This window comes from Microbacterium sp. T32 (assembly GCF_001619615.1).
Lineage (GTDB): Bacteria > Actinomycetota > Actinomycetes > Actinomycetales > Microbacteriaceae > Microbacterium.
This window is the reverse complement of the sequence record NZ_LQQP01000001.1, coordinates 76,211-99,830: the sequence shown is the minus strand read 5'-3', so window position 1 is coordinate 99,830 and position 23,620 is coordinate 76,211. Positions and strand designations below refer to the sequence as shown.

The 23,620-nt window shown below is 71.5% G+C and carries 22 protein-coding genes; 8 read left to right on the top strand and 14 right to left on the bottom strand.

Annotation, left to right across the window (positions count from 1 at the left end; genetic code table 11):
* The first annotated feature begins 24 nt into the window (after positions 1–24).
* The 3 genes from AVW09_RS00490 to AVW09_RS17825 are packed head-to-tail and all read left to right on the top strand — an operon-like array spanning position 25 to position 1,310.
* On the top strand, positions 25–513 hold the full coding sequence (locus tag AVW09_RS00490) for a YajQ family cyclic di-GMP-binding protein (RefSeq protein ID WP_063256091.1): 489 nt from the start codon (positions 25–27) through the stop codon (positions 511–513).
* Positions 514–534: 21 nt separating this feature from the next.
* Positions 535–1,176, top strand: a complete 642-nt coding sequence (locus tag AVW09_RS00485) for a dihydrofolate reductase family protein (RefSeq protein ID WP_063256087.1) — start codon at positions 535–537, stop codon at positions 1,174–1,176.
* Positions 1,173–1,310, top strand: a complete 138-nt coding sequence (locus AVW09_RS17825) for a hypothetical protein (RefSeq protein ID WP_197462524.1) — start codon at positions 1,173–1,175, stop codon at positions 1,308–1,310. Before AVW09_RS00485 ends, AVW09_RS17825 begins: the two co-directional genes overlap by 4 nt.
* A gap of 19 nt (positions 1,311–1,329) precedes the next feature.
* On the opposite strand, the gene AVW09_RS00480 is transcribed toward AVW09_RS17825, so the two are convergent.
* The 6 genes from AVW09_RS00480 to AVW09_RS00455 all read right to left on the bottom strand — a co-directional run bounded on the left by AVW09_RS00480 (position 1,330) and on the right by AVW09_RS00455 (position 7,888).
* Positions 1,330–3,021: an AMP-binding protein gene (locus AVW09_RS00480; protein WP_063256084.1), complete on the bottom strand. Its 1,692-nt coding sequence runs from the start codon at positions 3,019–3,021 to the stop codon at positions 1,330–1,332.
* A 20-nt stretch (positions 3,022–3,041) separates the two neighbouring features.
* Positions 3,042–4,013, bottom strand: coding sequence for an alpha/beta hydrolase (locus AVW09_RS00475; RefSeq protein ID WP_063256082.1), 972 nt, complete (start codon positions 4,011–4,013; stop codon positions 3,042–3,044).
* Between the two features lie 30 nt (positions 4,014–4,043).
* Positions 4,044–5,417: an FAD-dependent oxidoreductase gene (locus AVW09_RS00470; protein WP_063256079.1), complete on the bottom strand. Its 1,374-nt coding sequence runs from the start codon at positions 5,415–5,417 to the stop codon at positions 4,044–4,046.
* A gap of 40 nt (positions 5,418–5,457) precedes the next feature.
* A complete protein-coding gene (locus tag AVW09_RS00465; RefSeq protein ID WP_063256075.1) occupies positions 5,458–6,519 on the bottom strand; it encodes a polyprenyl synthetase family protein in 1,062 nt (353 codons plus the stop codon).
* A 76-nt stretch (positions 6,520–6,595) separates the two neighbouring features.
* On the bottom strand, positions 6,596–7,315 hold the full coding sequence (locus tag AVW09_RS00460; protein ID WP_063256071.1) for a demethylmenaquinone methyltransferase: 720 nt from the start codon (positions 7,313–7,315) through the stop codon (positions 6,596–6,598).
* Between the two features lie 9 nt (positions 7,316–7,324).
* Positions 7,325–7,888 (bottom strand): DUF402 domain-containing protein, encoded by a 564-nt coding sequence (locus AVW09_RS00455; RefSeq protein ID WP_063256068.1) that lies wholly within the window; start codon positions 7,886–7,888, stop codon positions 7,325–7,327.
* Between the two features lie 161 nt (positions 7,889–8,049).
* Between AVW09_RS00455 and AVW09_RS00450 the strand changes: the two genes are divergently transcribed.
* Positions 8,050–9,264: an isochorismate synthase gene (locus AVW09_RS00450; RefSeq protein WP_063256202.1), complete on the top strand. Its 1,215-nt coding sequence runs from the start codon at positions 8,050–8,052 to the stop codon at positions 9,262–9,264.
* Here the strand turns inward: AVW09_RS00450 and AVW09_RS00445 are convergent.
* From AVW09_RS00445 to AVW09_RS00435, 3 genes are read right to left on the bottom strand one after another with little or no spacing between them, the layout of a single operon-like run.
* Complete coding sequence (locus AVW09_RS00445; protein WP_063256066.1) at positions 9,261–10,118, bottom strand: polyphosphate kinase 2 family protein; 858 nt, start codon at positions 10,116–10,118, stop codon at positions 9,261–9,263. The genes AVW09_RS00450 and AVW09_RS00445 overlap by 4 nt on opposite strands.
* Before the next feature lie 54 nt (positions 10,119–10,172).
* Positions 10,173–11,948 (bottom strand): 2-succinyl-5-enolpyruvyl-6-hydroxy-3-cyclohexene-1-carboxylic-acid synthase, encoded by a 1,776-nt coding sequence (menD, locus tag AVW09_RS00440; RefSeq protein WP_063256062.1) that lies wholly within the window; start codon positions 11,946–11,948, stop codon positions 10,173–10,175.
* 2 nt (positions 11,949–11,950) lie between these two features.
* Positions 11,951–12,376 (bottom strand): PLD nuclease N-terminal domain-containing protein, encoded by a 426-nt coding sequence (locus AVW09_RS00435; protein WP_063256060.1) that lies wholly within the window; start codon positions 12,374–12,376, stop codon positions 11,951–11,953.
* Between the two features lie 74 nt (positions 12,377–12,450).
* Here AVW09_RS00435 and AVW09_RS00430 point away from each other — a divergent pair, with 74 nt between their 5' ends.
* Positions 12,451–12,762 (top strand): DUF4229 domain-containing protein, encoded by a 312-nt coding sequence (locus AVW09_RS00430; RefSeq protein ID WP_063256057.1) that lies wholly within the window; start codon positions 12,451–12,453, stop codon positions 12,760–12,762.
* 15 nt (positions 12,763–12,777) lie between these two features.
* On the opposite strand, the gene AVW09_RS00425 is transcribed toward AVW09_RS00430, so the two are convergent.
* Genes AVW09_RS00425 through AVW09_RS00410 form a run of 4 tightly spaced genes read right to left on the bottom strand, consistent with a single transcriptional unit; the run spans position 12,778 to position 16,651 of the window.
* Positions 12,778–13,746 carry a 1,4-dihydroxy-2-naphthoate polyprenyltransferase gene (locus AVW09_RS00425; RefSeq protein WP_063256054.1) on the bottom strand — a complete coding sequence of 323 codons (969 nt, stop codon included), beginning with the start codon at positions 13,744–13,746 and terminating at the stop codon, positions 12,778–12,780.
* Positions 13,747–13,757: 11 nt separating this feature from the next.
* Positions 13,758–14,906: an AMP-binding protein gene (locus AVW09_RS00420; RefSeq protein ID WP_063256051.1), complete on the bottom strand. Its 1,149-nt coding sequence runs from the start codon at positions 14,904–14,906 to the stop codon at positions 13,758–13,760.
* 40 nt (positions 14,907–14,946) lie between these two features.
* A complete protein-coding gene (locus AVW09_RS00415) occupies positions 14,947–15,849 on the bottom strand; it encodes a 1,4-dihydroxy-2-naphthoyl-CoA synthase (RefSeq protein WP_063256049.1) in 903 nt (300 codons plus the stop codon).
* Between the two features lie 4 nt (positions 15,850–15,853).
* Positions 15,854–16,651, bottom strand: coding sequence for an LLM class F420-dependent oxidoreductase (locus AVW09_RS00410; protein ID WP_063256046.1), 798 nt, complete (start codon positions 16,649–16,651; stop codon positions 15,854–15,856).
* 47 nt (positions 16,652–16,698) lie between these two features.
* Here AVW09_RS00410 and AVW09_RS00405 point away from each other — a divergent pair, with 47 nt between their 5' ends.
* Complete coding sequence (locus tag AVW09_RS00405; protein WP_063256044.1) at positions 16,699–17,694, top strand: o-succinylbenzoate synthase; 996 nt, start codon at positions 16,699–16,701, stop codon at positions 17,692–17,694.
* Positions 17,695–17,698: 4 nt separating this feature from the next.
* On the opposite strand, the gene AVW09_RS17820 is transcribed toward AVW09_RS00405, so the two are convergent.
* Positions 17,699–18,322: a TetR/AcrR family transcriptional regulator gene (locus tag AVW09_RS17820; RefSeq protein ID WP_063256041.1), complete on the bottom strand. Its 624-nt coding sequence runs from the start codon at positions 18,320–18,322 to the stop codon at positions 17,699–17,701.
* Between the two features lie 122 nt (positions 18,323–18,444).
* On the opposite strand from AVW09_RS17820, the gene AVW09_RS00395 reads away from it, so the two are divergent.
* Positions 18,445–21,231 (top strand): MMPL family transporter, encoded by a 2,787-nt coding sequence (locus tag AVW09_RS00395; protein WP_063256038.1) that lies wholly within the window; start codon positions 18,445–18,447, stop codon positions 21,229–21,231.
* Positions 21,228–23,315, top strand: a complete 2,088-nt coding sequence (locus tag AVW09_RS00390) for a YhgE/Pip domain-containing protein (protein ID WP_063256035.1) — start codon at positions 21,228–21,230, stop codon at positions 23,313–23,315. Before AVW09_RS00395 ends, AVW09_RS00390 begins: the two co-directional genes overlap by 4 nt.
* Positions 23,316–23,620 lie beyond the last annotated feature (305 nt).

The window sequence follows — 23,620 nt, the reverse complement described above, 5'->3', positions numbered from 1 at the left end:
CTCCCGGCTCGATAGAATCCCGGGATGGCCGACAGCTCATTCGACATCGTCTCCAAGATCGACCGCCAGGAAGCCGACAACGCGCTCAACCAGGCGCGGAAAGAGGTCGAGCAGCGCTACGACTTCAAGGGCGCCGACGCCTCCATCGAATGGAGCGGCGAAGCGATCCTCATCAAAGCCAACTCCGAGGAGCGCGCGAAGGCCGTCCTCGACGTCTTCCAGACCAAGCTCATCAAGCGCGGCATCTCGCTGAAGAGCCTCGAATCCGGCGAGCCCACGGCGAGCGGCAAGGAGTACCGCATCACCTCGACGCTCAAGGAAGGCATCTCCCAGGAGAACGCCAAGAAGATCGGCAAGATCATCCGCGACGAGGGCCCCAAGAGCGTCAAGTCGCAGATCCAGGGCGACGAGCTGCGCGTGCAGTCCAAGTCGCGCGACGACCTCCAGGAGGTGCAGCGCCTCCTCAAGGCCGCCGACCTCGACGTCGACCTGCAGTTCACGAACTACCGGTAAGAGCAGGATCCAGGGCACCCCATGGCCGTCCGTGTCGATCTGAACATCTCCCTCGACGGCGTCGCCGCACCCGCCGACATCTCGCCCGAGAACCCGATGGGGGCGGACTGGGGGCTGCTCGTCGCGGATTACACGGCGACGCGCACGTTCCGCGAGCGCGTGTTCGGCGACACCTCCGGCGAGGGCACCACCGGGGTCGACGACCGGTACGCCGCGGCGTACTTCGAGGGCGTCGGCGCCGAAGTGATGGGAGCCGGGATGTTCGGCATCCATTCGTTCCCCGACGACCCGAACTGGCGCGGATGGTGGGGCGAGGAGCCGCCGTTCCGCGTGCCGGTTCTGGTGCTGACGCACCGCGAACGCCCGCCGATCGACTTCGCCAACGGCACCCGGTTCGAGTTCGTCCAGACCGGGATCGAGGATGCCGTGCGCCGGGCGACCGAGCTCGCCGGCGACGCCGACGTTCGTGTGGGCGGGGGCGTCTCCACGGTGCGTTCGGCCCTGGCCGCGGGCCTCGTCGACCGGCTGCACGTCGCGATCCGGCCCGTCGTCCTGGGAAACGGCACGCGCCTGTGGGACGACCTCCGCCACCTGCACGCCGACTACACGGTCACGTCCGAGGTCGCCGAGAGCGGCGTCGTGCACGTCACCTTCGCGCGGTGAGGACGCCCGAGGGTTTCCCCACGTGCCCGACGTGCGGCGACCCGCTCCGGTTCGAGGTGCTCGACGACGAGCGCTTCCTCGTCGCGTGGTCGTGCGTCAACTGCGGACTCATCCGCACGACGGAGCCGAGCTGACAGGGCGGATCGTTCTCCCTCAGCCGCGCAGGCTGTCGTCGCGCCATTCGACGACGACGATCTCGCCGCGGGCCGCACGCTCCTCGCGCTCCCGCAGCTCGACGCGGCGGATCTTGCCCGAGATCGTCTTGGGCAGCTCCGCGAACTCGATGCGCCGCAGTCGCTGGAAGGGCGCGAGGTTCTCGCGCGCGAAGCGCAGGATCTCGATCGCGACCTCCTCACCCGGCTCATGACCGGATGCCAGGACGACGTACGCCTTCGGCACCGACAGCCGCAGCGCATCCGGCGCGGGCACGACGGCCGCCTCGACGACCGCGGGGTGCTCGATCAGCACGCTCTCGAGTTCGAACGGGCTGATCTTGTAGTCCGAGGACTTGAAGACGTCGTCGGTGCGACCGATGTAGGTGATGCTGCCGGTGTCGTCGCGCCGCGCGACGTCGCCGGTGTGGAAGAGCCCTCCGGCGAAGGCATCCACGTTCCTCTCCGGGTCTCCGACGTACCCGGTCATGAGGTTGAGGGGTCGCTCGGTGAGGTCGAGGCAGATCTCGCCCTCGTCGGCGAGCTCGCCGGTGAGCGGGTCGACGATCACCACCGGGCAGCCCGGCAGCGGGCGCCCCATCGACCCGGGCACGAGCGCCGCACCCGGGGTGTTCGCCACGATCGCGGTCATCTCGGTCTGCCCGTACCCGTCGCGGATGTCGAGCCCCCACGCGCGCTGCACGTGAGCGATGACCTCGGGGTTGAGCGGCTCGCCTGCCGACACGACCTCGCGCAGTGCCCCGCGCCGCCCGGTGAGGTCGGCCTGGATGAGCATGCGCCACACCGTCGGCGGCGCGCAGAACGTGGTGACGCCGTCGCGCTCGAGCACGTCGAGGAGCCGGTCGGCCGAGAAGCGCGAGTAGTTGAGCGCGAGAACCGTCGCCTCGGCGATCCACGGCGCGAAGAAGCAGCTCCAGGCGTGCTTGGCCCAGCCGGGCGAGCTGATCGCGAGGTGCACGTCGCCCGGCTCGAGCCCGAGCCAGTACATGGTCGACAGGTGCCCGACGGGGTAGGACGCGTGCGTGTGCTCGACGAGCTTCGGCTTCGACGTCGTGCCGGAGGTGAAGTACAGCAGCAGCCGGTCGTCCGCGACGGTGCCCGGGTGCGCGACCGCCGGCGCCTCCGCAAGGAACGCGTCGTCGTACGAGGCCCAGCCCGGCACGGGCTCCCCCACGACGATGCGGCCGAGATCCTCCGGCGCGGCCTCGAACTTGTCGGCATCCGCGGAATCGACGATGACGTGCCGGATCTCGGCGCGCTCGATGCGGTCGGCGAGATCGTGGGCGCCGAGCGCCGTCGTCGTGGGCGCGATGACGCCGCCGAGCTTCATGATCGCGAGCATCGCCTCCCACAGCTCGACCTGGTTGCCGAGCATGAGCAGGACCGCGTGCCCCTTCCGGACGCCCCGGGATGCCAGCCACGCGGCGACCTGATCCGAGCGCCGCGCAAGTTCGTCGAACGTGCGCTCGTGGTGCGTGCCGTCGTCGTCGATGACGATCAGCGCCGGACGATCGTTCCCCCGCGCCATCGGATCGAACCAGTCGATCGCCCAGTTGAAGGGCCCCTCGATCCGCGGCCACGCGAATTCCGCGGCGCGGTCGGGATCGGTGCGGGCGGCGAGGAGGAGGTCGCGGGCAGCACGGTACTGCTCCGTGGGGGTCGTCGAGGTCATGGGACTCCTTGTATCGCCTCCTACGCTAGCCACCCCGACCAGCGCTCGAGCGCAGCGAACGCGGCATCCCGAGCGTCCGCCCGCGACAGGAACACGTCGTGCAGCGCCCCGTCGACGCGGACGATCGTGACCTCCCGCGCGATGCGGGTCGCCGCGCGGGCGATGTCGTCGACGACGAGCACCGAGTCGGACTCGCGCATCGCGTCGCTCCACGACAGCGCCGGTGCCGAGCGCGCGGACAGCAGCACGAGCGCCGGGCATCCGATGTCGACCCCGGATGCCACCCGCGCGTGGCCCGCGACGACCGCGGCGAGCCAGCCGGGATGGGTCGGGAAGCCGCGCTCGGGCCGCCACCCGTCGGGGCTGTCGGGAAGCGTGCCGACCTCGCGCTGCGCGCGGGTGTAGAAGCCGAGGTCGACGACGGGGTGCGTGCCGAGCGGGTCGATGCGGGCGCGGGCGTTCAGGATCGGGGCAAGAGCCTGCCGCCCGAGCGGGCCGAGCTGCAGCTCTAGCCACGGACTGTTGAGCACCACCGCGTGCGCGCGCCCGGGGTGCCGAGCCGCCCACAGCGTCAGCGTCAGACCCCCGGTGCTGTGCCCGAGGAGCACGAGGCGTCGACCGTGCGCCTCGGTGCCCATGGCATCCAGGGCCGCCTCGATGTCGGCGTCGTACACGTCGAGCGCGGCGACGTACCCGCGGGTCTGGCCCGGGCGGATGCTGCGACCGTACTTGCGGAGGTCCAGCGCGTGAAAGCGCGCGCCCCGATCGGTGAAGAACCGCGCCAGCGCCGTCTGGAAGAAGTAGTCCGACCACCCGTGCACGTACAGCACGTCGACGTCCCGCCAAGCTCCAAACAGCCGTGCGCCCGGGTGCGGCATCGACCGCACCAGGGTGGCGACGACCTCGCCCTCGTCATCGGCGCCGAGCGGCAGCGTCCGCTGCTCGAACCCCGCCCCGAGGATGTCCGGATGCCACTCCCCCACGTCGCCCATGGGCACAGCCTACGGGCGAGGGTTCGCCCGTCACTCGCCGCGGGAGACCCGGATCATCTCGTCGCGCGGGACGACCTTGATGCGCGCGCGCTCGTGCGGGGCGCCGAGAGCGATCTCGTGCTCGTCGAGCCGGTGCCAGCCCTCGAGGTCGGTCCAGCGCACGCCGCGCTCGGCCAGGAGGGCGGGGATCGCCTCCTCCTCGGGGTGCGCGGGACGCCACCACTCGGCCTGGTCGTTGATGAGGTGGCGCACCGTCTCCATGGCATCCGACTTGGTGTGTCCGATGAGGCCGACGGGTCCGCGCTTGATCCACCCGGTGGCGTAGAGGCCCGGGATCCGCTCGTTCGAGTCGGATGCCAGCACCTGACCCTCGTGGTTCGGGATCACGCCGTGACGCTCGTCGAACGGCACGTCGGTCAGCGGCGAGCCGAAATACCCGACGGCGCGGTAGATCGCCTGGATCGGGACCTCGCGGATCTCGCCGGTGCCCGAGACGCCGCCCTCGGCGTCGGGCTTCGTGCGCTCGTACTTCAGCGCGGCGACGCGGCCCTCGGCATCCGTCACGACTTCGAGGGGCTTCGCCCAGAAGTGCAGGTGCAGGCGGCGCGAGGCTTCGCCCCCGGCGTTGTTGGCGCCGGGACGCGTGCGCCACTCCTGCAGGACCCGGTCGATGACCTTGACCTGCTTGTTGGTCTGGATGGCGGTGAGGGAGGCCTCGTCGTAGTCGAAGTCCTCGTCGTAGACGACCATGTCGACGTCGCGAAGCTCGCCGAGTTCGCGCAGCTCGAGCGGTGTGAACTTCACCTGCGCGGGACCGCGGCGGCCGAACACGTGCACGTCGGTGACGGGCGAGGCCTTGAGCCCTTGGTACACGTTGTCGGGCACCTCGGTGGGGAGCAGATCATCGGCGTGCTTGGCGAGCATGCGCGTGATGTCGAGCGCGACGTTGCCGTTGCCGATCACGGCGACGGACTCGGCCTCGAGCGGCCACTCGCGCGGCACGTCGGGGTGGCCGTCGAACCAGCTGACGAAGTCGGCCGCGCCGTACGAGCCGCGCGCGTCGATGCCCGGGATGTCGAGGTCGGCGTCACGGATCGCACCGGTGGCGAAGATGACGGCGTTGTAGTGCTGCTTCAGGTCGTCGAGCGTGATGTCGGTGCCGAAGTTCACGTTGCCGAAGATCCGGATGTCTCCGCGGTCGAGCACCTCGCGAAGCGCCGTGATGACGCCCTTGATGCGCGGGTGGTCGGGGGCGACGCCGTAGCGGACGAGGCCATAGGGGGCGGGGAGCTGCTCGAACAGGTCGATCGACACGTCGAACTGGCGCTCGGCCTTCAGCAGGATGTCGGCGGCGTAGATGCCGGCGGGGCCGGCTCCGACGATGGCAAGGCGCAGCTTCGTCATGGGGGTCCTCTCGATCGCGATCGGGGGGGGTGGGGAAAGGTCAGGCGGAGCGGTCGGCAACCGCGCGGGCGAACCGCGTCAGGGCCTCGCGGACGGCCCCGTCCGGCAGCGGCTCGAGCGCATCGATCGCATCCTGCGACCACCGGTGGGCGAGGTCGAGCGTTTCGCGCGTCGTCTCGTGCTCGCGGAGCTCGGTGAGGGCGTCGTCGAGGATCGCCGGGTCGGCGCCCGCGGCGATCCGGTCCTGCCCCTCGTCGATGCGCGCCCGGAGGTCGGCCGAGGCCTGGTCGGAGCGGTGGCCGAGCAGCAGGTAGGGCATGGTCGGCACGCCCGCGCGCAGGTCGGTGCCGGGTACCTTGCCGGTCTCGGACGGGTCGGGCGAGAGGTCGATGACGTCGTCGAGCAGCTGGAAGGCGACGCCCGCCTTCTCGCCGAAGACGACCATGGGAGCCTCGAACTCCTCGGGAGCACCCGAGTAGATGACGCCCGACTGTGCGGCGGCGGCGATGAGCGAACCGGTCTTGTCGGCGAGGACGCGCAGGTAGAACTCGACCGGCTCGTCGCCCTCCTGCGGGCCGACGGTCTCGTGCATCTGACCGAGGACGAGCCGCTCGAACGTGTCGGCCTGCAGCTGAATCGCGCGCTCACCACGGCGGGCCATGAGCTGGCTCGCGCGGGAGAAGAGCAGATCGCCCGTGAGGATGGCGATGTTGTTGCCCCACACCGTCTGCGCGCTGGGCACGCCGCGACGCTTGTCGGCACCGTCCATGACGTCGTCGTGATACAGCGAGCCGAGGTGCGTCAGCTCGAGGGCCGTGGCCACCTCGACGACCTCGGGCGTGGTGCCCTCGCCGAGCTGCGCGGTGAGGATCGCGAGCATCGGGCGCACGCGCTTGCCGCCCGCCTCGTACAGGTAGCGGGCGGTCACGTCGGCGAGCCGGTCGGCGCTGCGCACCTCGCGCTCCAGCGTGCTCTCGACACGATCGAGGCCGGCCTCGACGGTGGAGAGCAGGGTGCGCGCGCGAAGCCCTGCGAAGATGCGGTCACTCAGGCCCAGCTTGCCCGACAGGCGGGTGCCGGCCGCGGGCGGTCTCGGGGTCACGGGTTTCAGCCTATCCTGGCGCGGTCCGGGGTCGCCGTCGGTATCTCGACGGTTGACAGGACGCGCCCTCTCGGGATTACGCGCCCGGATTGATTCCGCGGTGGAGGGCCACGATGCCGAACGTGAGGTTGCGGTACGCCACGTCCGCCCAGCCCGCGTCGCGCATCCACGCGGCGAGCGTCGGCTGGTTCGGCCAGTCGCGGATCGATTCGTTCAGGTAGTCGTACGCCTCGGCGTTCGAGCTCACGGCCTTCGCCACGGTCGGCAGCACGCGGTCGTTGTAGAACCGGTAGAGACCGTTGAAGGCCCGGGACGGCGGATGCGAGAACTCGCACACCACGATGCGACCCCCGGGCTTCGTGACCCGACGCAGTTCCCGCAGCGCACGACGAGGGTCGTTGACGTTGCGCAGCCCGAAGGACATCGTCACCGCGTCGAACTCACCGTCCTGGAACGGGAGGTCGGTGGCATCCGCCTGCACGAACTCGAGGTTCGGGACGTTCCCGTGTCGACGGCGCCCCTCGGCGATCATTCCGGGCGAGAAGTCCGCCGCCACGACATGAGCACCGCTCGGCACGAAGGCCATCGACGAGGTGCCGGTGCCCGCTGCCAGGTCGAGGATGCGCTCGCCCCGCTTCGGCGCGACGGCCTTGAGGGTCGCGACGCGCCAGAACCGGTCGTTGCCGAGACTCAGCACCGAATTCGTGCGGTCGTAGGCCGCGGCCACCTGGTCGAACATGCCGCTGACACGCTGGGGGTCCTTGCCGAGGTCGGCGCGGTTGGGGTCGCTGCTCACCCGTCGAGTCTAGGCGCGGGCAGCGTCGTCGTCCCCGGCTTGCGCGAGGTCGGACAGACGCTGCAGCCACGGGCCGGTGACGTCGTCCGAGAACGGCGCCTCCCGATCGCGTACACGCCGCTCGAGGTCGACGGCGACCGTCTCGAGGTGAGTCTGGATGTCGGCGGGGTAGCCGTATTGGACGCGGTGCTCGTCCCACTCGTCGCGGTCGTCGATCCACGTGCCGCGTTCGTCGGTGCGGCGCACGACGTCGAGGTCCATGTCGATGCCGACCGGGTTCCCGTCGTCGTCCCAGCCGGCGTCCCACGCGAGGTCGATGTACACGGCCACCGGGTGCGGGGCCGCGTTGTGCGTGAACGCCCAATCGCCGCTCGCCGGAACCAGCGTCACGTTGGGCTCGCGGCACACGAACTCCCGGCCCGGGCGGACGCTCCGCCACCCGATCTGCTGGCCGAACCAGTCGCCCCAGCCATCGGATCCGAGGTAGACGCAGTCCTGCTCCCAGTGCGGCGAGCCGTCCCACTTGCGCCAGCGGAACACGAGTCGGGTGCCGGGTGCGGGACGGGAGGTCATGCCGCGAGTCTAAGTCGCGGCACACGCCCAACAGGTGACGGTGCCGGCGTCCTGGCGCTTCCCCGCCGCGAGTCTCAGCGGCGGTCTACTGTGGAAAGGTGCAGCAACCGGCGGACGACACCGTGCCCCGTCTGCGCGTCGTCACGCGGGAACTGCCGCCGATGGACGACGTGCTCGACTACACCACGGGCTACGACCCCCTCTTCTGGAGCCGTCGCGGAGAGTCCCTCGCGGGCTTCGGCGACCTGCTGACCATCCGCTACACCGGCGCTCAGCCCGGTGACACGACGATCGCCGACCGCTGGCGGCAGATCGCCGCCGCCGCCGAGGTCGATGACCCGCTGGGCCTCCCCGGCACGGGTCTCGTCGCGTTCGGTTCCTTCGTCTTCGACCCCCGTTCGGCGCGCGAGAGCGTCCTGCGGGTGCCCGGCACAATCGTGGGACGCCACGGCGGCCGCGCGTGGGTCACACGACTGGCCTTCGCCGACACCCCCGACGAGCCGGAACCCGACCTGCCGCCGCGCTCCCCCTTCGGGCCGCACTGGTCGGCCACGCTCGGCCCCGGCCGTCAGACCGCCGAGGGCTACCAGGAGGCCGTCCACCACGCCGTCGAAGCGATCCGCCTGGGCGAGGTGCGCAAGGTCGTGCTCGCACGCGACATCGTCGGCACGATCCCCGCCGGCTCCGACCGGCGCCGGCTCGTGCGGTCGCTCCTCGAGGGCTACCCGGACTGTTCGGTCTTCGCCGTCGACGGCCTCATCGGCGCGAGCCCCGAAACCCTGGTCACGGTCTCGCGCGGCACGGTGACCGCCCGCGTGCTCGCCGGCACCACGGCCCGCGGCGGCGACGCCGACAGCGACGTCGCGGCCGCCCTCGCCCTCACCGAGAGCGCGAAGGATCAGGAGGAGCACCGGTTCGCCGTCCAGAGCGTCCTCGCCGCCCTCCGCCCGCACACCTCGGCCCTCGCCGCCGCCGAACAGCCCTTCACGCTCAAGCTCCCCAACGTCTGGCACCTGGCCACCGACGTCGAAGGAGAGCTGTCGGAGGCGGCATCCTCCCTCGATCTGATCACCGTGCTGCACCCGACCGCCGCGGTCGCGGGCACGCCGACGGCCGTCGCGATGGATGTCATCCGCCGCCTCGAGCCGTTCGACCGCGGCCGCTATGCCGGAGCCGTCGGCTGGATCGGCGCGTCGGGCGACGGCGAGTGGGCGATCGCGCTGCGGTGCGCGCAGATCGATCCCGCCGCCCCCTCCTCACCGACCGCGCCCATCACCGCCTACGCGGGTGCGGGGATCGTCGCCGACAGTGTGCCCGAGTCCGAATTGCTCGAGACGCGCGTGAAATTCCGTCCGATCGTCGAGGCGCTGGCCTAGGACTCCGCGAGCCGCTGACGCTCGGTCGCGACGTCGTAGTCGGCCGCGGGCCACTGCGGATCGATGTCGGTCAGGGCGTCGATGAGCAACTGCTGCACGGCGAGCCGCGCGTACCACTTGCGGTCGGCCGGGACGACATGCCACGGCGCGAGCGGCGTCGAGGTGCGTTCGAGCGCGACCTGGTAGGCATCCATGTACTCGTCCCAGAGGGCGCGCTCATCGACGTCGGACGGGTTGTACTTCCAGTGCTTGTCGGGACGATCGAGACGGGATGCCAGTCGCTCGCGCTGCTCGTCCTTCGAGATGTGCAGCATGACCTTCACGACACGGATGCCGAGTTCCGCCGCCTCCGCCTCGAACGCGACGATCGCCCCGTAGCGCCGCTCGATCTCCTCCGCCGGGGCGAGCTGACGGACGCGTCCGATGAGCACGTCCTCGTAGTGCGAGCGGTCGAAGACCCCGAGGCGCCCGGCATCCGGGAGACGCTTCCGGATGCGCCAGAGGAAGTCGTGCGACAGCTCCTCGGCGGTGGGCTTCTTGAACGACGCGAGCTCGACGCCCTGCGGGTCGACGGCACCGACCACGTGCTTGACGATGCCGCCCTTGCCTGCCGTGTCCATCGCCTGCAGCACGAGCAACACGGAGCGGGTCGCGGTGCCGGCGACGCTCTGGGCGAAGAGGCGCTCCTGCAGATCGGCGAGGGGCGTCACGCCGGCCTCGAGGTCGGCCCTGCCCTGGTCCTTGTCGCCGTCGTAGCCGGGCGTCGCGCGCGGGTCGACGTCGGCGAGCCGGAATCCCGGCGAGACGGTGAGGGCTTCGGCGGCGGGCGTGGTCCAGCGGTTGTGCGAACTCATCGCCACATCGTGCCGCGCCCGCGCGTTCCGCGCCAAGAGGTTGACGAACGCGGCTCAGCGGTCGAGCGGCACCTCGATGAGCTGTCGGCCGCCCACCGGAGCGGTGAGCGCCTGGTCGAGCGCGACGCGCGTCGTCACGCGGAGGTACTCCCAGCCGTACGCGCGCGCGAGGTGCTCGAGACGGGCGTTCTGGGGCGTGTACTGCACGCGCTCCATCGCGTCGGCGCCCGCGACACCGGCAACCTCGAGGCCGTCGAAGATCGTGCCGCCGCCGTCGTTCCCGACGACCACCTGGAGGCGCGGTTCGTGCTCGCCGGGCGGGAGCAGCAGTGCGCCCACGTCGTGCAGGAACGCGAGGTCGCCGAGCAGCACCCGCGTGACGCCGGGGCGCTCGCCCTCCTGACTGGCCAGGGCGACACCCATCGCGGTCGCGATCGTGCCGTCGATGCCGGCGAGTCCGCGGTTGGCGTGCACCGCCACCTTCTTGCCGCCCAGCAGCTCGTCGGCGACGCGCACGAGACGCGACGACCCGAACACCAGCCGGTCGTGGGGCCACGTCGAGCGCCACAGGGCATCGACGAGAGTCGCCCGGTCGACGGGCGCGCGCACCACCGCTACCTCGGCGTTGATCGCCCCGAGACGTTCGTGCGGCACCGCGGACGACAGCCCATCGGCGTCGGGCGCGGGCGGGCTGAGGTCGACGGCCGCGGCGCGCGAGGCTCGCATCCACTCCCCCAGCCACTCGCGATCGGCTGCACCGTCGGCGCGGACGGCGTCCACGGCGTGCGTCGCGCCGTTGAGGTTGACGGGCTCACCGGGACCGCGCACCGCGATCACCTCGACGTCGGCGCGACCGAGGAGCTGCGCGACCTCGCGGCTGAGGGTCGGGTGTCCGAACACGATGACCCGCTCGACGCGGCCGCCGAGGTCCGGTTCGCGCAGGAGCGCGCGGTACGAGTGCACGACGTGCCGACCGAAGCGGGCACCGCTGACGATCTCGGCCACGAGCGGCAGACCACCGCGATGAGCGAGATCCTCGGCGGCGGGACCGGCATCCGCCCCCGCCACGACGATCGTCCGCGGACCCGGGGAGAGCACGAACGCCGCCTCGGGCTCGGGCGCGACGTCGGCCACACCGATCCCGCCCCCGCCCTGGTACAGGGCACCGGATGCCTCTTCGTCGGGCACGTCGTCCACCGGCGCCGGTCGCGCCGCGCGGTCGACCAACCATGCGGGAGCGGCCCCCGCGAGCGGCTCGCGCAGCGGCACGTTGAGGTGGACGGGACCGGCCGGACGGGTGCCCTCACCGAGCGCCGCGGCGAGCGCCGTCGCCGCGACGGCGTCGAAGGCGTCCGTCTGGGGGTCGGTGGCATCCGGATCCACGATCTCGGGAACGGACAGGTCGGCCTCGAACCGTGCGGCGGAGTGAAAGAGACCCGGCTGACGGGTCGTCTGGTTCGCGCCGACGCCGCGGAGCTCGGGCGGACGATCGGCCGTCAGCAGCAGCAGCGGGATGCCGGAGTGATGGGCCTCGAGGGCGGCGGGGAGCAGGTTCGCCACCGCCGTGCCCGACGTGCAGATCACGGCGGCGGGCACGCCGGTCTCGCGACCGATGCCGAGCGCGGTGAATCCGGCGACGCGTTCGTCGATGCGGACGTGCAGACGCACGAGCCCCGCGCGCTCCAACTCCGCCGCGACGAGCGCGAGCGCCTGTGAGCGCGATCCGGGACTCACGACGAGGTGCCGCACCCCGCGCGACACGAGACCCGCCAGCAGCGCCGCGGCCGCGTCGGTGGCCGGGGCCGGAGCGCCCCCCTCGACCGATGCCACGGTCAGCCGACGGCGCCGCGCTGACCGCGGGTGTCGTCGTCGCCCGGATTGCCGCCGGGGTCGTCGCTGTCGGGCTTCGGAGCGGGCCGCGAATCACGCGGGTCGTCGCCCTCGGAGTCGAGCTGCGCGAGCTCTTCCTCGAGGCGGCGGATGCGCTCGTCCTGCTCGGCGCGGTCACGGGCGGACAGCCGACCGAGGAACTCGGGATCGTCGTCGGGAGCGCGCCGCAGGACGGGGTCGCTCGCACGACCTCGTCCGATGAGGAACCACAGGATGCCACCCAGCACGGGCAGCACGATGACGATGACCATCCACGCGGGCTTGCTGACCCCGCGATGGCGGGAGGCCGGTTGAACGGCGCAATCGACGATCGTGTAGACCCAGAACGCGGTCGCCACGAGCGCCAGGATCAGCAGCAGGCGTGCCATGCACCGATTCTACCGGCGCTGCCTGGGCGGTGGCCGGGCACCGGGATGCCGTGAACCGGTCGTAGAGTGGGACCATGCGTGCCCGTTCCGCCCTGGTCTACACGGTGCTGCGTCTTCTCGCGTTCGTGGTGCCGCTCGGCATCCTGCTGCTGTTCCCGGTCTTCCAGGAACTGCCCTGGCTGGCCGCGGTCTTCGCCGCGCTGATCGGCCTCAGCCTGTCGCTGCTGTTCCTCCGGCGCCCCCTCGATCAGGTGACCGGCGACCTCGCCGAACGCCGCGAGGCCCGTCGCGCCGCGAACCGTCGCACCGGCGCCGAGCAGGACGCCGACGTCGAGGACGCCGTGGTCGACGCGGCGACGGACGACCGGCCCAGCACCGAGCACTGAGCCTCCGTCGACGATTCAGGCGACGAAGGCCCAGAAGAGCACGGCGCCGTACGCGACCGAGGTGAAGCTCGTGACCTGCAGCGCCACGATGAGTTCGCGGGGAGCGCGGTAGGTCCAGACGATGAGGATCGCCGACAGCCCGCCGAGCAGCGCGATGAGCGTCAGCCACGCGATCGGGTACACCAGCGCGAGGAACACCGCGATGGCGAAGGGCACCAGGACGAACAACGTGAACAGCACCTGCGTGGCCCGACGCCCGATGAGCACCGACAGCGTGCGCTTGCCCGCGAGGCGGTCCTGGTCGATGTCGCGGAGGTTGTTCGCCAGCAGCACCGCGCACGCCAGCAGACCCGCCGCGACCGCGCCGAACCACGCCTCCTGCGGCAGCGACTGCACCTGGAGCCACGTCGTGCCGAGCGTGGCGACGAGCCCGAAGAAGACGAAGACGAACACCTCGCCGAGGGCGTTGTACCCGTAGGGGCGCTTGCCCCCGGTGTAGAACCACGCGGCGACGATGCTCGCCGCACCCACCGCGATGAGCCACCACTGTCCGGTGCGGACGACGAGCGCCAGGCCGATGACGGCGGCGAGCGCGAAGAAGGACAGCGCGACGATCAGCACGGTGCGCGGCTTCGCCTTCTTGCCGCCGGTCAGGCGCCCCGGCCCCACCCGGACGTCGTCGGTTCCGCGGATGCCGTCGCTGTAGTCGTTGGCGTAGTTCACGCCGATCTGCAGCGCGAACGCCACCGCGAGGCACGCGAGCGCGATGACCCAGTGGAGCTGGTCGTCGACGAGCGTCGCGGCACCCGTTCCGATGAGCACGGGCGTGATCGCCAGCGGAAGGGTCCGCAGGCGCGCGGCGCCGATCCAGTCGCGCGCGGTCGCCGGGGTGGCGCGGGGCGCGGGACGGTGGGCCTTCTGGGGATTGCCGCCGGGACGCCGCTTCGGGGCGGGACGCGAGCGCTTGCGAGACTGTGCTGCCACGGAGGGAAAGCCTAATTCTTCGCGGAGCCGAACCGTTGCCGCAGGGCGGCGCGATCGGGCTTGCCGGATGCCAGGAGGGGCAGCGCCTCGATCGGGATCACGCGCGCGGGCCGAGCCACCGGACCGATCGCCGCCGCGACGGCGACCCGGACGCGCTCGAGCGTCTCCCGTTCGTCGGCGTCGGTCCCCGCGACCACGACGGCGGACCCCTGTCCCCAGCGCGCGTCCTCGATCGGAATGACCACGGCGGACTCCAGACCCGGGATGCCCCGCACCGCCGCCTCGACCCGGTCCAGTGACACGTTCACTCCACCCGAGACGATGACGTTGTCGAGGCGCCCCGTGATCCGGAGCACCCCGTCGGCGACTTCGCCACCGTCCCCCGTGCGGTACCACCGCGTGCCGTCGGCATCCGTCGGGAAGATCTCGGCCGTGCGCGCCGGATCGCCGACGTACCCGTCGGCGAGCGTCGGACCGGAGATGCGAACCTCACCGTCGACGATCGCGAGTTCGACACCGTCGAGCGGGACGCCGTCGTACACGCAGCCGCCGCTGGTCTCGGTCGACCCGTAGGTGCGCGCGATCCGGGCTCCGGCCGCCTCGGCGCGCTCCCGCAGCGACACCGGCAGCGCCTGTCCGCCGATGAGGATGCGCTCGAACGACCGCAGCGCGCGGGCCACCTCGGGGTCGTCGTCGGCGGCGTCGAGGAGCCGCTGCAGCTGCGCCGGGACCAGGGAGGTGTACGTGGGCACCCGCGCGCCGTTCTCGTGCGACGCCATCCCGAGCGCCGCCGCGGCGAACGGTTCGGGACGGAACGGTCCCGCGAGGAGAGCCGGCTCCCGGCCGTTCACGAGCGCGCGCACCAAGACCTGCACGCCGGCGACGTAGGTCGCGGGAACGGCGAGCAGCCACGCGCCCTCACCGATCCGCGCTGAGGTGGCGAACGCGCTCGCGATCAGCGCGTTGCGTCCGATCGCCACCGACTTCGGCACCCCGGTCGATCCCGACGTCGTGATGACCACGGCCGTTCCCGCCGGCACCTCGGCGGGCAGTCCATCCCCCGCGCCGAGCGCCACGGCCGGCCCGGCTCCCAGGACGGCGTGCCGCAGCGCGCGCAGCACGTCGCGCGGGTCCTCGGATGCCACCCGCTCGAGCTTCACGACCGCACCGGTTCCTGGCATCCGGGGGTGCGTCCCGGATTCAGTAGTGCCACGGGATGCCGGACCAGTCGGGGTCGCGCTTCTGGAGGAACGCGTCGCGACCCTCGGCGGCCTCGTCGGTGCCGTACGCGAGCCGCGTGGCCTCGCCGGCGAACAGCTGCTGGCCGACGAGCCCGTCGTCCACGGCGTTGAACGCGAATTTGAGCATGCGGATCGCGGTGGGCGACTTCGTCAGGATGGTCCGGGCCATCGCCAGCGCTTCGCGCTCGAGCTCGGCGTGCGGGACGACGCGGTTGACCGCGCCCATCTCGTACGCGCGCTGCGCGGAGTACTCCTCCGCGAGGAAGAAGATCTCGCGGGCGAACTTCTGCCCGATCTGCCGCGCGAAGTACGCCGAGCCGTAACCGGCGTCGAACGATCCGACATCGGCATCCGTCTGCTTGAACCGGCCGTGCTCGGCGCTCGCGATCGACAGGTCGCAGACGACGTTCAGCGAGTGCCCGCCGCCGGCCGCCCACCCGGGGACGACCGCGATGACGACCTTCGGCATGAAGCGGATGAGACGCTGCACCTCGAGGATGTGGAGGCGCCCCGCTCGGCCATGGTCGGCCACCGCGGTCTCGTCATCGGAGTACTTGTAGCCGTCGCGGCCGCGGATGCGCTGGTCGCCACCCGAGCAGAAGGCCCACCCACCGTCCTTCGGGCTCGGCCCGTTGCCGGTGAGGAGCACGACACCGATCCGGTGGTCCTGGCGGGCGATGTCGAGCGCGCGGTACAGCTCGTCGACCGTGTGCGGGCGGAAGGCGTTGCGCACCTCGGGACGGTCGAACGCGATGCGCGCGACCCGACCGTCGTGGGTGACGTGCGCTGTGATGTCGGTGTACTCCTCGGCGCCGGGCGCCAGGGTCCACTCGGCGGGGTCGAAGATCTCGGAGACGCTCACGGACTCAGGCGTTCTTGGAGTCCCGCCAGGCCAGCCAGCGCTCGACGAGCGAGTAGTCCCAGTCGGGGCCGGAGAAGCCGAGCGTGAACAGGCGCGTGCCCGCGTCGAACAGGGCGTCGGCGACGGTCTCGTCGCGGTCCTTCAGCTCGTTCGAGACGACGAGACCGGACAGGTCGCGCTCCTCGGTCTCGGCCCAGCGCTCGATCACGCCGAGCTTGTGAGTGACCTCGTCGGGCGTGACGAAGCTGTGCCAGATGTCGGCGTGACGGGCGACGATGCGCAGCGTCTTCTGCTCGCCCTTGCCGCCGATCATGACGGGGATCTTGCGCGTGGGCGCGGGGTTCAGCTTGCCCCAGCGCTCGACGATGCGGTCGAGATCCGACGCGAGGGCGTTCAGACGCGAACCGGCGGTGCCGAAGTCGTAGCCGTACTCGTCGTAGTCGCGCTGGAACCAGCCCGACCCGGTGCCGAGGATGAAGCGGCCGGTGTCGCCACCCTTCTTGCTGATGTGGTCGACGGTGCGGGCCATGTCGGCCTGCAGATCGGCGTTGCGGTAGCTGTTGCAGTTGACGAGGGCGCCGAACTCGACGCGCTCGGTCTGCTCGGCCCACGCGGCGAGCATCGTCCACGACTCGAAGTGCTCGCCGTCGGGGTCGCCGTAGAGCGGGAAGAAGTGGTCCCAGTTGAAGAGGATGTCGACGCCCATCTCTTCCAGGCGGAAGACGGCGTCGCGGATGTCGGAGTACTGCACGTGCTGCGGCTGGATCTGGACGCCGAGCCGGACCGGGGTGTCGAAAAGCATGTCGCCAGCCTATTCCCGGCGCCCGACACCGAGGCCAGGATGGAGGGGTGAGTCCCCTCCCCCCGCTCGTCGACGTCCTCGCCACGGCCCGCGTCGTCGCCCTCCCCCTCGCCACCCGCTTCCGCGGCATCCGGACCCGTGAGGCGGTCGTGTTCGAGGGCCCGGAGGGCTGGACGGAGTTCTCGCCCTTCGTCGAGTACGGCGATGCCGAGGCGGCGACGTGGCTCGCCGCGGCGCTCGACTTCGGGTGGCATCCCACCCCTCCCCCCGTCCGCGCGCGCGTCGCCGTGAACGCGACGGTGCCGGCCGTCGCCGCGACCGAAGTCGACCGGGTGCTCGCCCGATTCGATGGATGCCGCACGGCCAAGGTGAAGGTCGCGGAGGCGGGTCAGACGCTCGCGGACGACGTCGCCCGGGTCCGCGCGGTGCGCGCGACGATGGGCCCCGAAGGGCGCATCCGCGTCGATGCGAACGGCGGCTGGAACGTCGACGAGGCCGAGCGCGCGGTGCACGCCCTCGCCGAGTTCGACCTCGAATACGTCGAGCAGCCGTGCGCCGAGGTGGAGGAACTCGCGCAGCTGCGCGAGCGCATCGAGTATCTCGACATCCCGATCGCGGCGGACGAGAGCGTGCGCAAGGCCGCCGACCCGCTGCGCGTCGCCCGGGCCGGAGCGGCGGATCTGCTCGTGATCAAGGCGCAGCCGCTCGGAGGCATCCGTGCGGCGCTCGCGATCGTGGCGGAGGCGGGGCTCCCCGCCGTCGTCTCCAGCGCGCTGGACACCTCGGTCGGCCTCTCGATGGGGCTCGCGCTCGCCGCCGCGCTGCCCGACCTGGAGTACGACTGCGGGCTCGGGACGGCCTCCCTGTTCACGGCCGACGTCATCGCCCACCCGTTGCGCGCCCAGGACGGCTTCCTCCCGTTGACGCGCATCGCGCCGACGACCGCGACCCTGGACCGGGTCGAGGCCCCGGAGGACCGCCGCGACTGGTGGCTCGAGCGCCTGACGCGCTGTTACGCCGTCCTGGCCGAGAGCGGGTCGTGAGCGCTCAGAGGATCAGGGCGATGATGTGCGAGAGGCGTTCGGCGAGCTCGTCACGCACGACCCCGGGGTCACGACGCGTGATGAGCGCGCGCTCGGCCGCCGAGATCCACGTCGAGAGCAGCAGCTCCGTCGCCTCGGCGAGCGGCACGCGCAACTCGAGACCGCGGGCTTCGGCGACGTCGCTGATGAGCCGCGACACGTTCTCGGACAGCCCCCGGTCCAGCGCAAGGTAGGCCTCGGCGAAGTCGGCGTTGCGCAGCGCCTGCACGCGGATCTCCGCGCCCAGCAGGACGTCGAGGCGATCGTGTCCGGCCACCTCCAGCACTTCCTGGACGAGCGTGCGCATTTCGCTGCCGGCATCCAGATCGCTCTTCTCGATGGAGGCGATGCGTTCGCGGACCGCGTGGATGGTCGTTTCCGCGGAGCGCTCGCACAGCGCGAGGAACAGCTCCTCCTTGGAGCCGAAGTTCGAGTAGAACGCCCCGCGGGTGAATCCCGCACGCTCGCAGATGGCCTCGACCGACGAGGCGTCGATGCCCTCCTCAGCGAACAGCTGGGCCGCGGCATCCATCAACCGGGAGCGGGTGTTCTCGCGTCGCCGCGACGGCGCCGGTGCCGTGTCGGTCATGCCGCGCTCCTTCGGTTCACGGACGAGACTCAGGTTGGTGGCCCCCTCCGCGAACTACGATACATTGTTGTATCCGATACGGTGCTGTATCGACCAAGCCGCCGACCTCGGGAGCAGCCACCGTGTCCACTTTCCTGTACACCCTCGGTCGCTGGTCGTTCCGCCACCCGTGGCGCGTGCTGTTCGCCTGGGTCCTGATTCTCGTCCTCGCCGGTGGCGGCGTGGCCCTCTTCGCGAAGGGCACCGACAACACCTTCGCGATCCCCGGCACCGAGTCGCAGGCCGGCCTCGAGATGCTGTCCCGCACCTTCCCCCAGGTGAGCGGCGCGGGCGCCGACATCGTCGTCGTCTCGGCCGACGGCACGAGCGTGCGCGACCAGAAGTATCAGGATGCCATCGGCACCTCGATCTCCGACATCGAGAAGCTCGACTTCGTCGAGGCCGTCACGAACCCCTTCGACGAGCGCATCTCCGGCGGCGTGTCCGATGACAACCGTGCCGCGATCATCCGCATCCAGTTCTCCGGCGAGGCCACAGACGTGCCGACCGCCACCGAGGACGGTCTGCGGGAAGCCACGACGACTCTCGCCTCCGCCCTCCCGTCGGGGTCGCAGGCGGTGCTCGGCGGTCAGCTCTTCGCGACCGAGATCCCCGGCGCGAGCCTGACAGAGGCCCTCGGCGTCGTGATCGCCGCCCTCGTGCTGATGCTGACGTTCCGCTCGTTCCTCGTGGCCGGGATGCCGCTGGCCACCGCCCTCCTCGGCGTCGCCCTCTCCGTGGCGTTGATCTTCATCGCCACCGGGTTCGCGACCGTGTCCTCGACGACGCCCCTGCTGGCGGTCATGCTCGGGCTCGCGGTCGGCATCGACTACGCGCTGTTCATCGTGTCCCGACATCAAGACCAAGTGCGCGGCGGCATGGACCCTGAGGAGTCCGCCGCCCGCGCCACCGGCACGGCCGGATCCGCCGTGGTGTTCGCCGGCATCACGGTGCTCATCGCCCTCATCGGCCTCGGGTTCGCCGGCATCCCGTTCCTGACAACCATGGGTGTCGCCGCCTCCGTCGCCGTCGCGATCGCCGTGTGCATCGGGCTGACGCTCACGCCGGCGTTCCTCGGCTTCGCGAAGGGCCGTGTCGTCGGCTGGCGCCGGAAGAAGGCCGTGACCGCCGAGAAGCGGTCGCACGGCCCCGCTGCCCGCTGGGTGGGCCTGGTCACGCGGCATCCGGTCGTCACGTCGGTGTCGGTCGTGGTGCTCCTGGGTGTCGCGGCGATCCCCGCCGGGAGCCTCGCCCTCACTCTCCCCACCGCCGGGCAGCTGCAGCCCGGCAACGAGGCGCGCGAGGCGTACGAGCTGACCGACGAGTACTTCGGGCCCGGCGCGAACGGCCCGCTCATCATGACCGGGACGATCGTCACGTCGAACGACCCCGTGAAGCTCATGAACGACATCGGCGACGAGGTCGCGAAGATCCCGGGCGTCTCCAAGATCGCGCTGGCGACCCCCAACGAGACCGCCGACACCGGCATCGTGCAGATCGTGCCCGAGACGGGTCCGGAAGACCCGAAGACCGCCGATCTCGTGCGCGCCCTCCGTGGCGCCGAGGACCGTCTGTACGACCAATTCGGCGTGCGCCTCCTCGTGACCGGATACACCGCCGTCACGATCGACATCTCCGACCAACTCGGGGCCTCGCTCGTGCCCTTCGGCATCTTCGTCGTCGGCCTCTCGCTGATCCTCCTCATGATCGTGTTCCGCTCGATCTGGGTTCCCCTGACGGCCGCCGCCGGCTATCTGCTGTCGGTCGCGTCGTCCTTCGGCGTCGTCGCCGCGGTGTTCGAGTGGGGATGGTTCGCCGACGCGCTGCACGTGGCGAAGGTCGGCCCGATCATCAGCTTCATGCCGATCGTCGTGATGGGCGTGCTGTTCGGCCTCGCGATGGACTACCAGGTGTTCCTCGTCTCGCGCATGCGCGAGGACTATGTGCATGCCTCTCGCGAGGGGCGCACGCCCCGCGAAGTGGCGCTCGGCGCCGTGCGCAGCGGTTTCATGGGCTCCGCGCGCGTGGTCGTCGCGGCCGCGGTCATCATGTTCTCGGTGTTCGTCGCGTTCGTGCCCGAGGGCGACTCGAGCCTCAAGCCGATCGCGCTGGGCCTCGCCGTCGGCGTCGCCGTCGACGCGTTCCTCGTGCGCATGACCCTGGTTCCCGCGGTTCTCGCGCTCCTGGGGGCGAAGGCCTGGTGGATGCCACGCTGGCTCGACCGTCTGCTGCCCAAGCTGGACGTCGAGGGCGAGGCCGTCGAGCGCGAGATCGGCCTGCGCGACTGGCCGACCGAAACCGCGATCGCGATCGCTGCGGACGACCTGCGCGCCGGCACGGCGTCCGACGACGAGGAACCGGCGTTCGCCGACGTCCACCTGCGCCTCGGTTACGGCGGGACGCTGCTCGTCACCGGTGAGACGCGCGTCACCCGCCCCCTGCTGCTGGCGCTCGCCGGCCGCCTCTCCGCGGTCGAGGGGCGACTGCGCGTCGACGGGCTCCTGCTCCCCGAGCGGGCCGGGGCGGTGCGTGCCCGCGTCGGGCTGGCGCTCCTCGACGATCTCGAGGCCGCCGGAAACGAGGTGGGGCGTGCCGTGTCGGGCCGCGCGCGCCTGGCCGTCCTGTGCGACGTCGACCGGCTCGACGCCGACGCACGCGCCGACGTCGCCCACGCACTCCGGCGGGCCGCGAGCGACGCGGGCGAGGAGAACCCGTTCACCCTCGTGGTGTCGGCGCGCGACGAGCGCCGCGCGCTCGCGCTCCTCGCCGACGCCCACCGTCCCGACGTGACGTCTCTCGCGCTGCCCTCGCCGCACCGGCATCGCCCGACCCCCGAGTCCTCCACCGACCTTTCCGAGGTGTTCGCATGACCGTCCCCGTCGAGCGCTCCCGCTCGCGCCGCCCCGTGACCTGGCTGACGCTCATCGGCGTGCTCCTGCTGCCCGCCGTGATCGGCGGCATCCTGGTCGGCGCGCTCTACAACCCCACCGACCGGCTCGACAACATCACCGCCGCGATCGTGAACGACGACAAGCCGGTGCAGCTCAACGGGCAGACCGTTCCGCTCGGACGTCAGCTGACCGGGGGGCTGGTCAAGGGCGCGGACGACCAGCCGAGCAACATCGACTGGGTCATCTCGAACGACGAGGACGCAGCGGCCGGCCTCAAGGACGGCACGTACACCGCGGTCGTCACGATCCCGGAGAACTTCACGTCGGCGGCACTCTCCACCCGCCCCGGCGAGACCCCCGAGCGCGCCACGATCGGCGTGGAGACCGCGCCCGATGCGCGCGTCGTCGACGGCGCGATCACCGCGCAACTGGCATCCACCGCCTCCTCCGTGTTCGGGAGCGCGCTGTCGTCGCAGTACCTGACGAACGTGTTCCTCGGGTTCACGGACCTGAGCAAGAACCTCGGCGACGCCGCCACCGGCGCACACCAGCTCGCCGACGGCGCCGGCCAGGCCGCGAACGGCGCCACGGGCCTGAAGGACGGCCTGGGGCAGCTCTCCGACGGGGCGTCGCAGCTCGCGACCGGAACGCAGCAGCTCGCGGCCGGCGTGGGTCCGCTCGCGGACGGGGCGTCGCAGCTCGCCGGGGGCGCGACGGCGCTGGCGGGAGGGACGCGGACGGCGGCGTCGGGTATCGGCACCATCGCCGAAAAGACCGACGAGATCGCCCAGGGGAACGCGGCCCTGGCGAAGCAGATCGGGGCCATCTCCTCCGCGATCCCCGACTGGTTCGCACCCACGGCACAGAAGCTCGCGGACTCCACGCCGCAGATCAACGCGGATCTCGCCGCAGCAGCCGCCGCACTGACCTCGGCAGCGAATTCCTGCACGCCGACGGATGCGCAGCGATGCGTCGACCTACGGAACGCCGCCGACGCGGCGAACGCGGGTTTGGGCCGGACACAGGAAGCCGTCACCGAAGCGGGCCGCCTCGCGGGGCAGGCCGCGCAGCTGCCCGCCGGGGTCGCGGCGCTCGCCGCCACGAATCAGAAGCTCGCCGACGGAGGAAAGGCCCTCGCCGGTGGGCTGCGTGAGTCCCAGACCGGACTCACCACGATCGCCGGCGGAATCGACGGCCTCGGCGGCGGCGCGAGCCAGCTCGCCGACGGCGCGCAGAAGCTCGACGCGGGCGCCGCGGGGCTCAGCTCGGGCGCCGCGCAGGTGGCATCCGGGGTGTCCCAGTCCGAGGACGGGGCCGGGCAGTTGGCCGATGGCGTGCAGAAGGTGGCATCCGGGACCTCCTCGCTCGCGGACGGTCTCGACACCGCCGTGCAGCAGATCCCGTCGTACACCGACGATCAGGCGAAGAGCCTCGCCGACGTCGTCGCCGACCCGGTGTCGACCACCGGCGTGAGCGACTCGCTGTTCGGCATCGCCGCGGTCCCGCTGCTCGCGATGGCCGTGCTGTGGTTCGGTGGCCTCGCCTCGTTCGTGGTGTTCCAGGCGGTGTCGGCCCGCTCGCTGACGAGCCGCCGCGCGTCGGGGCTGGTCGCCCTGCGCGGCTTCGCGCCCGCGGCGATCATCGGTGCCGCGCAGGGGCTCCTGGTCGCGGGCGTCGTGCAGGTGGCATCCCGCTACGACTGGGGCGACTGGGCACTGTTCGCGCTCGTCTGCATCGCCGCCGGCGTCGCCTTCGCCGCGGTGAACCAGGCGCTGGTCGCCGTGTTCGGCGGAGTGGGGCGCTGGATCGCCGCGATCGTCGGGGCCCTCGCGGTGGCGGCGAACATCGTGTCGACCGTGCCGCCGTTCCTCGCGGGGCTCTCCGCCTTGTTGCCGACGTCGCCGGCGTACTCCGCGATGCTCGGCGCCCTTGCCTCGTCGGGCGGCGTCGGCGCTGGGATCGTGGCGCTGGCGGTGTGGGCCGTGATCGCGCTGATCGCGACGGCGCTGGTCGTGGTGCGCCGCCGGACGGCGTCACTGAAGGCCGCCGCTCAGCCCGCGTAGCTCACACGCCGGGGCGTCGCGGCGCATTCCCCCCGGTTGAGTGTCCAAGGCACGCGGACGTGCGCACGCAGGATCCGCGTGTCTTGGACAGCGAACGACGGAGCCGAAGCCCGGGGTGGCGCGAACGACCCCTCCTCCCCTGGTGCGAGAGCGGCGAGATTCTCCACGGAACGGCGATCGAGTCCCGCGCCGCGTGACCTCGTTGCGGTTCCCTGAGGCGGTGCGCCGCTCACCTCTCCCTTCAAGCCTCGGGGTCGCTTTCGAAGTCGCGAGCGCTCGTCGAGCCGGCGTCTCCTCGAACCGCC

What these genes read in the sequence shown, in the direction of transcription:
- AVW09_RS00490 (WP_063256091.1), top strand. Translation starts at nt 25, where the DNA reads ATGGCCGACAGCTCATTCGACATCGTCTCCAAGATCGACCGCCAGGAA.
- AVW09_RS00485 (WP_063256087.1), top strand. Translation starts at nt 535, where the DNA reads ATGGCCGTCCGTGTCGATCTGAACATCTCCCTCGACGGCGTCGCCGCA.
- AVW09_RS00480 (WP_063256084.1), bottom strand. Translation starts at nt 3,021, where the DNA reads ATGACCTCGACGACCCCCACGGAGCAGTACCGTGCTGCCCGCGACCTC.
- AVW09_RS00475 (WP_063256082.1), bottom strand. Translation starts at nt 4,013, where the DNA reads ATGGGCGACGTGGGGGAGTGGCATCCGGACATCCTCGGGGCGGGGTTC.
- AVW09_RS00470 (WP_063256079.1), bottom strand. Translation starts at nt 5,417, where the DNA reads ATGACGAAGCTGCGCCTTGCCATCGTCGGAGCCGGCCCCGCCGGCATC.
- AVW09_RS00455 (WP_063256068.1), bottom strand. Translation starts at nt 7,888, where the DNA reads ATGACCTCCCGTCCCGCACCCGGCACCCGACTCGTGTTCCGCTGGCGC.
- AVW09_RS00450 (WP_063256202.1), top strand. Translation starts at nt 8,050, where the DNA reads ATGGACGACGTGCTCGACTACACCACGGGCTACGACCCCCTCTTCTGG.
- AVW09_RS00445 (WP_063256066.1), bottom strand. Translation starts at nt 10,118, where the DNA reads ATGAGTTCGCACAACCGCTGGACCACGCCCGCCGCCGAAGCCCTCACC.
- AVW09_RS00435 (WP_063256060.1), bottom strand. Translation starts at nt 12,376, where the DNA reads ATGGCACGCCTGCTGCTGATCCTGGCGCTCGTGGCGACCGCGTTCTGG.
- AVW09_RS00430 (WP_063256057.1), top strand. Translation starts at nt 12,451, where the DNA reads ATGCGTGCCCGTTCCGCCCTGGTCTACACGGTGCTGCGTCTTCTCGCG.
- AVW09_RS00410 (WP_063256046.1), bottom strand. Translation starts at nt 16,651, where the DNA reads ATGCTTTTCGACACCCCGGTCCGGCTCGGCGTCCAGATCCAGCCGCAG.
- AVW09_RS17820 (WP_063256041.1), bottom strand. Translation starts at nt 18,322, where the DNA reads ATGACCGACACGGCACCGGCGCCGTCGCGGCGACGCGAGAACACCCGC.
- AVW09_RS00390 (WP_063256035.1), top strand. Translation starts at nt 21,228, where the DNA reads ATGACCGTCCCCGTCGAGCGCTCCCGCTCGCGCCGCCCCGTGACCTGG.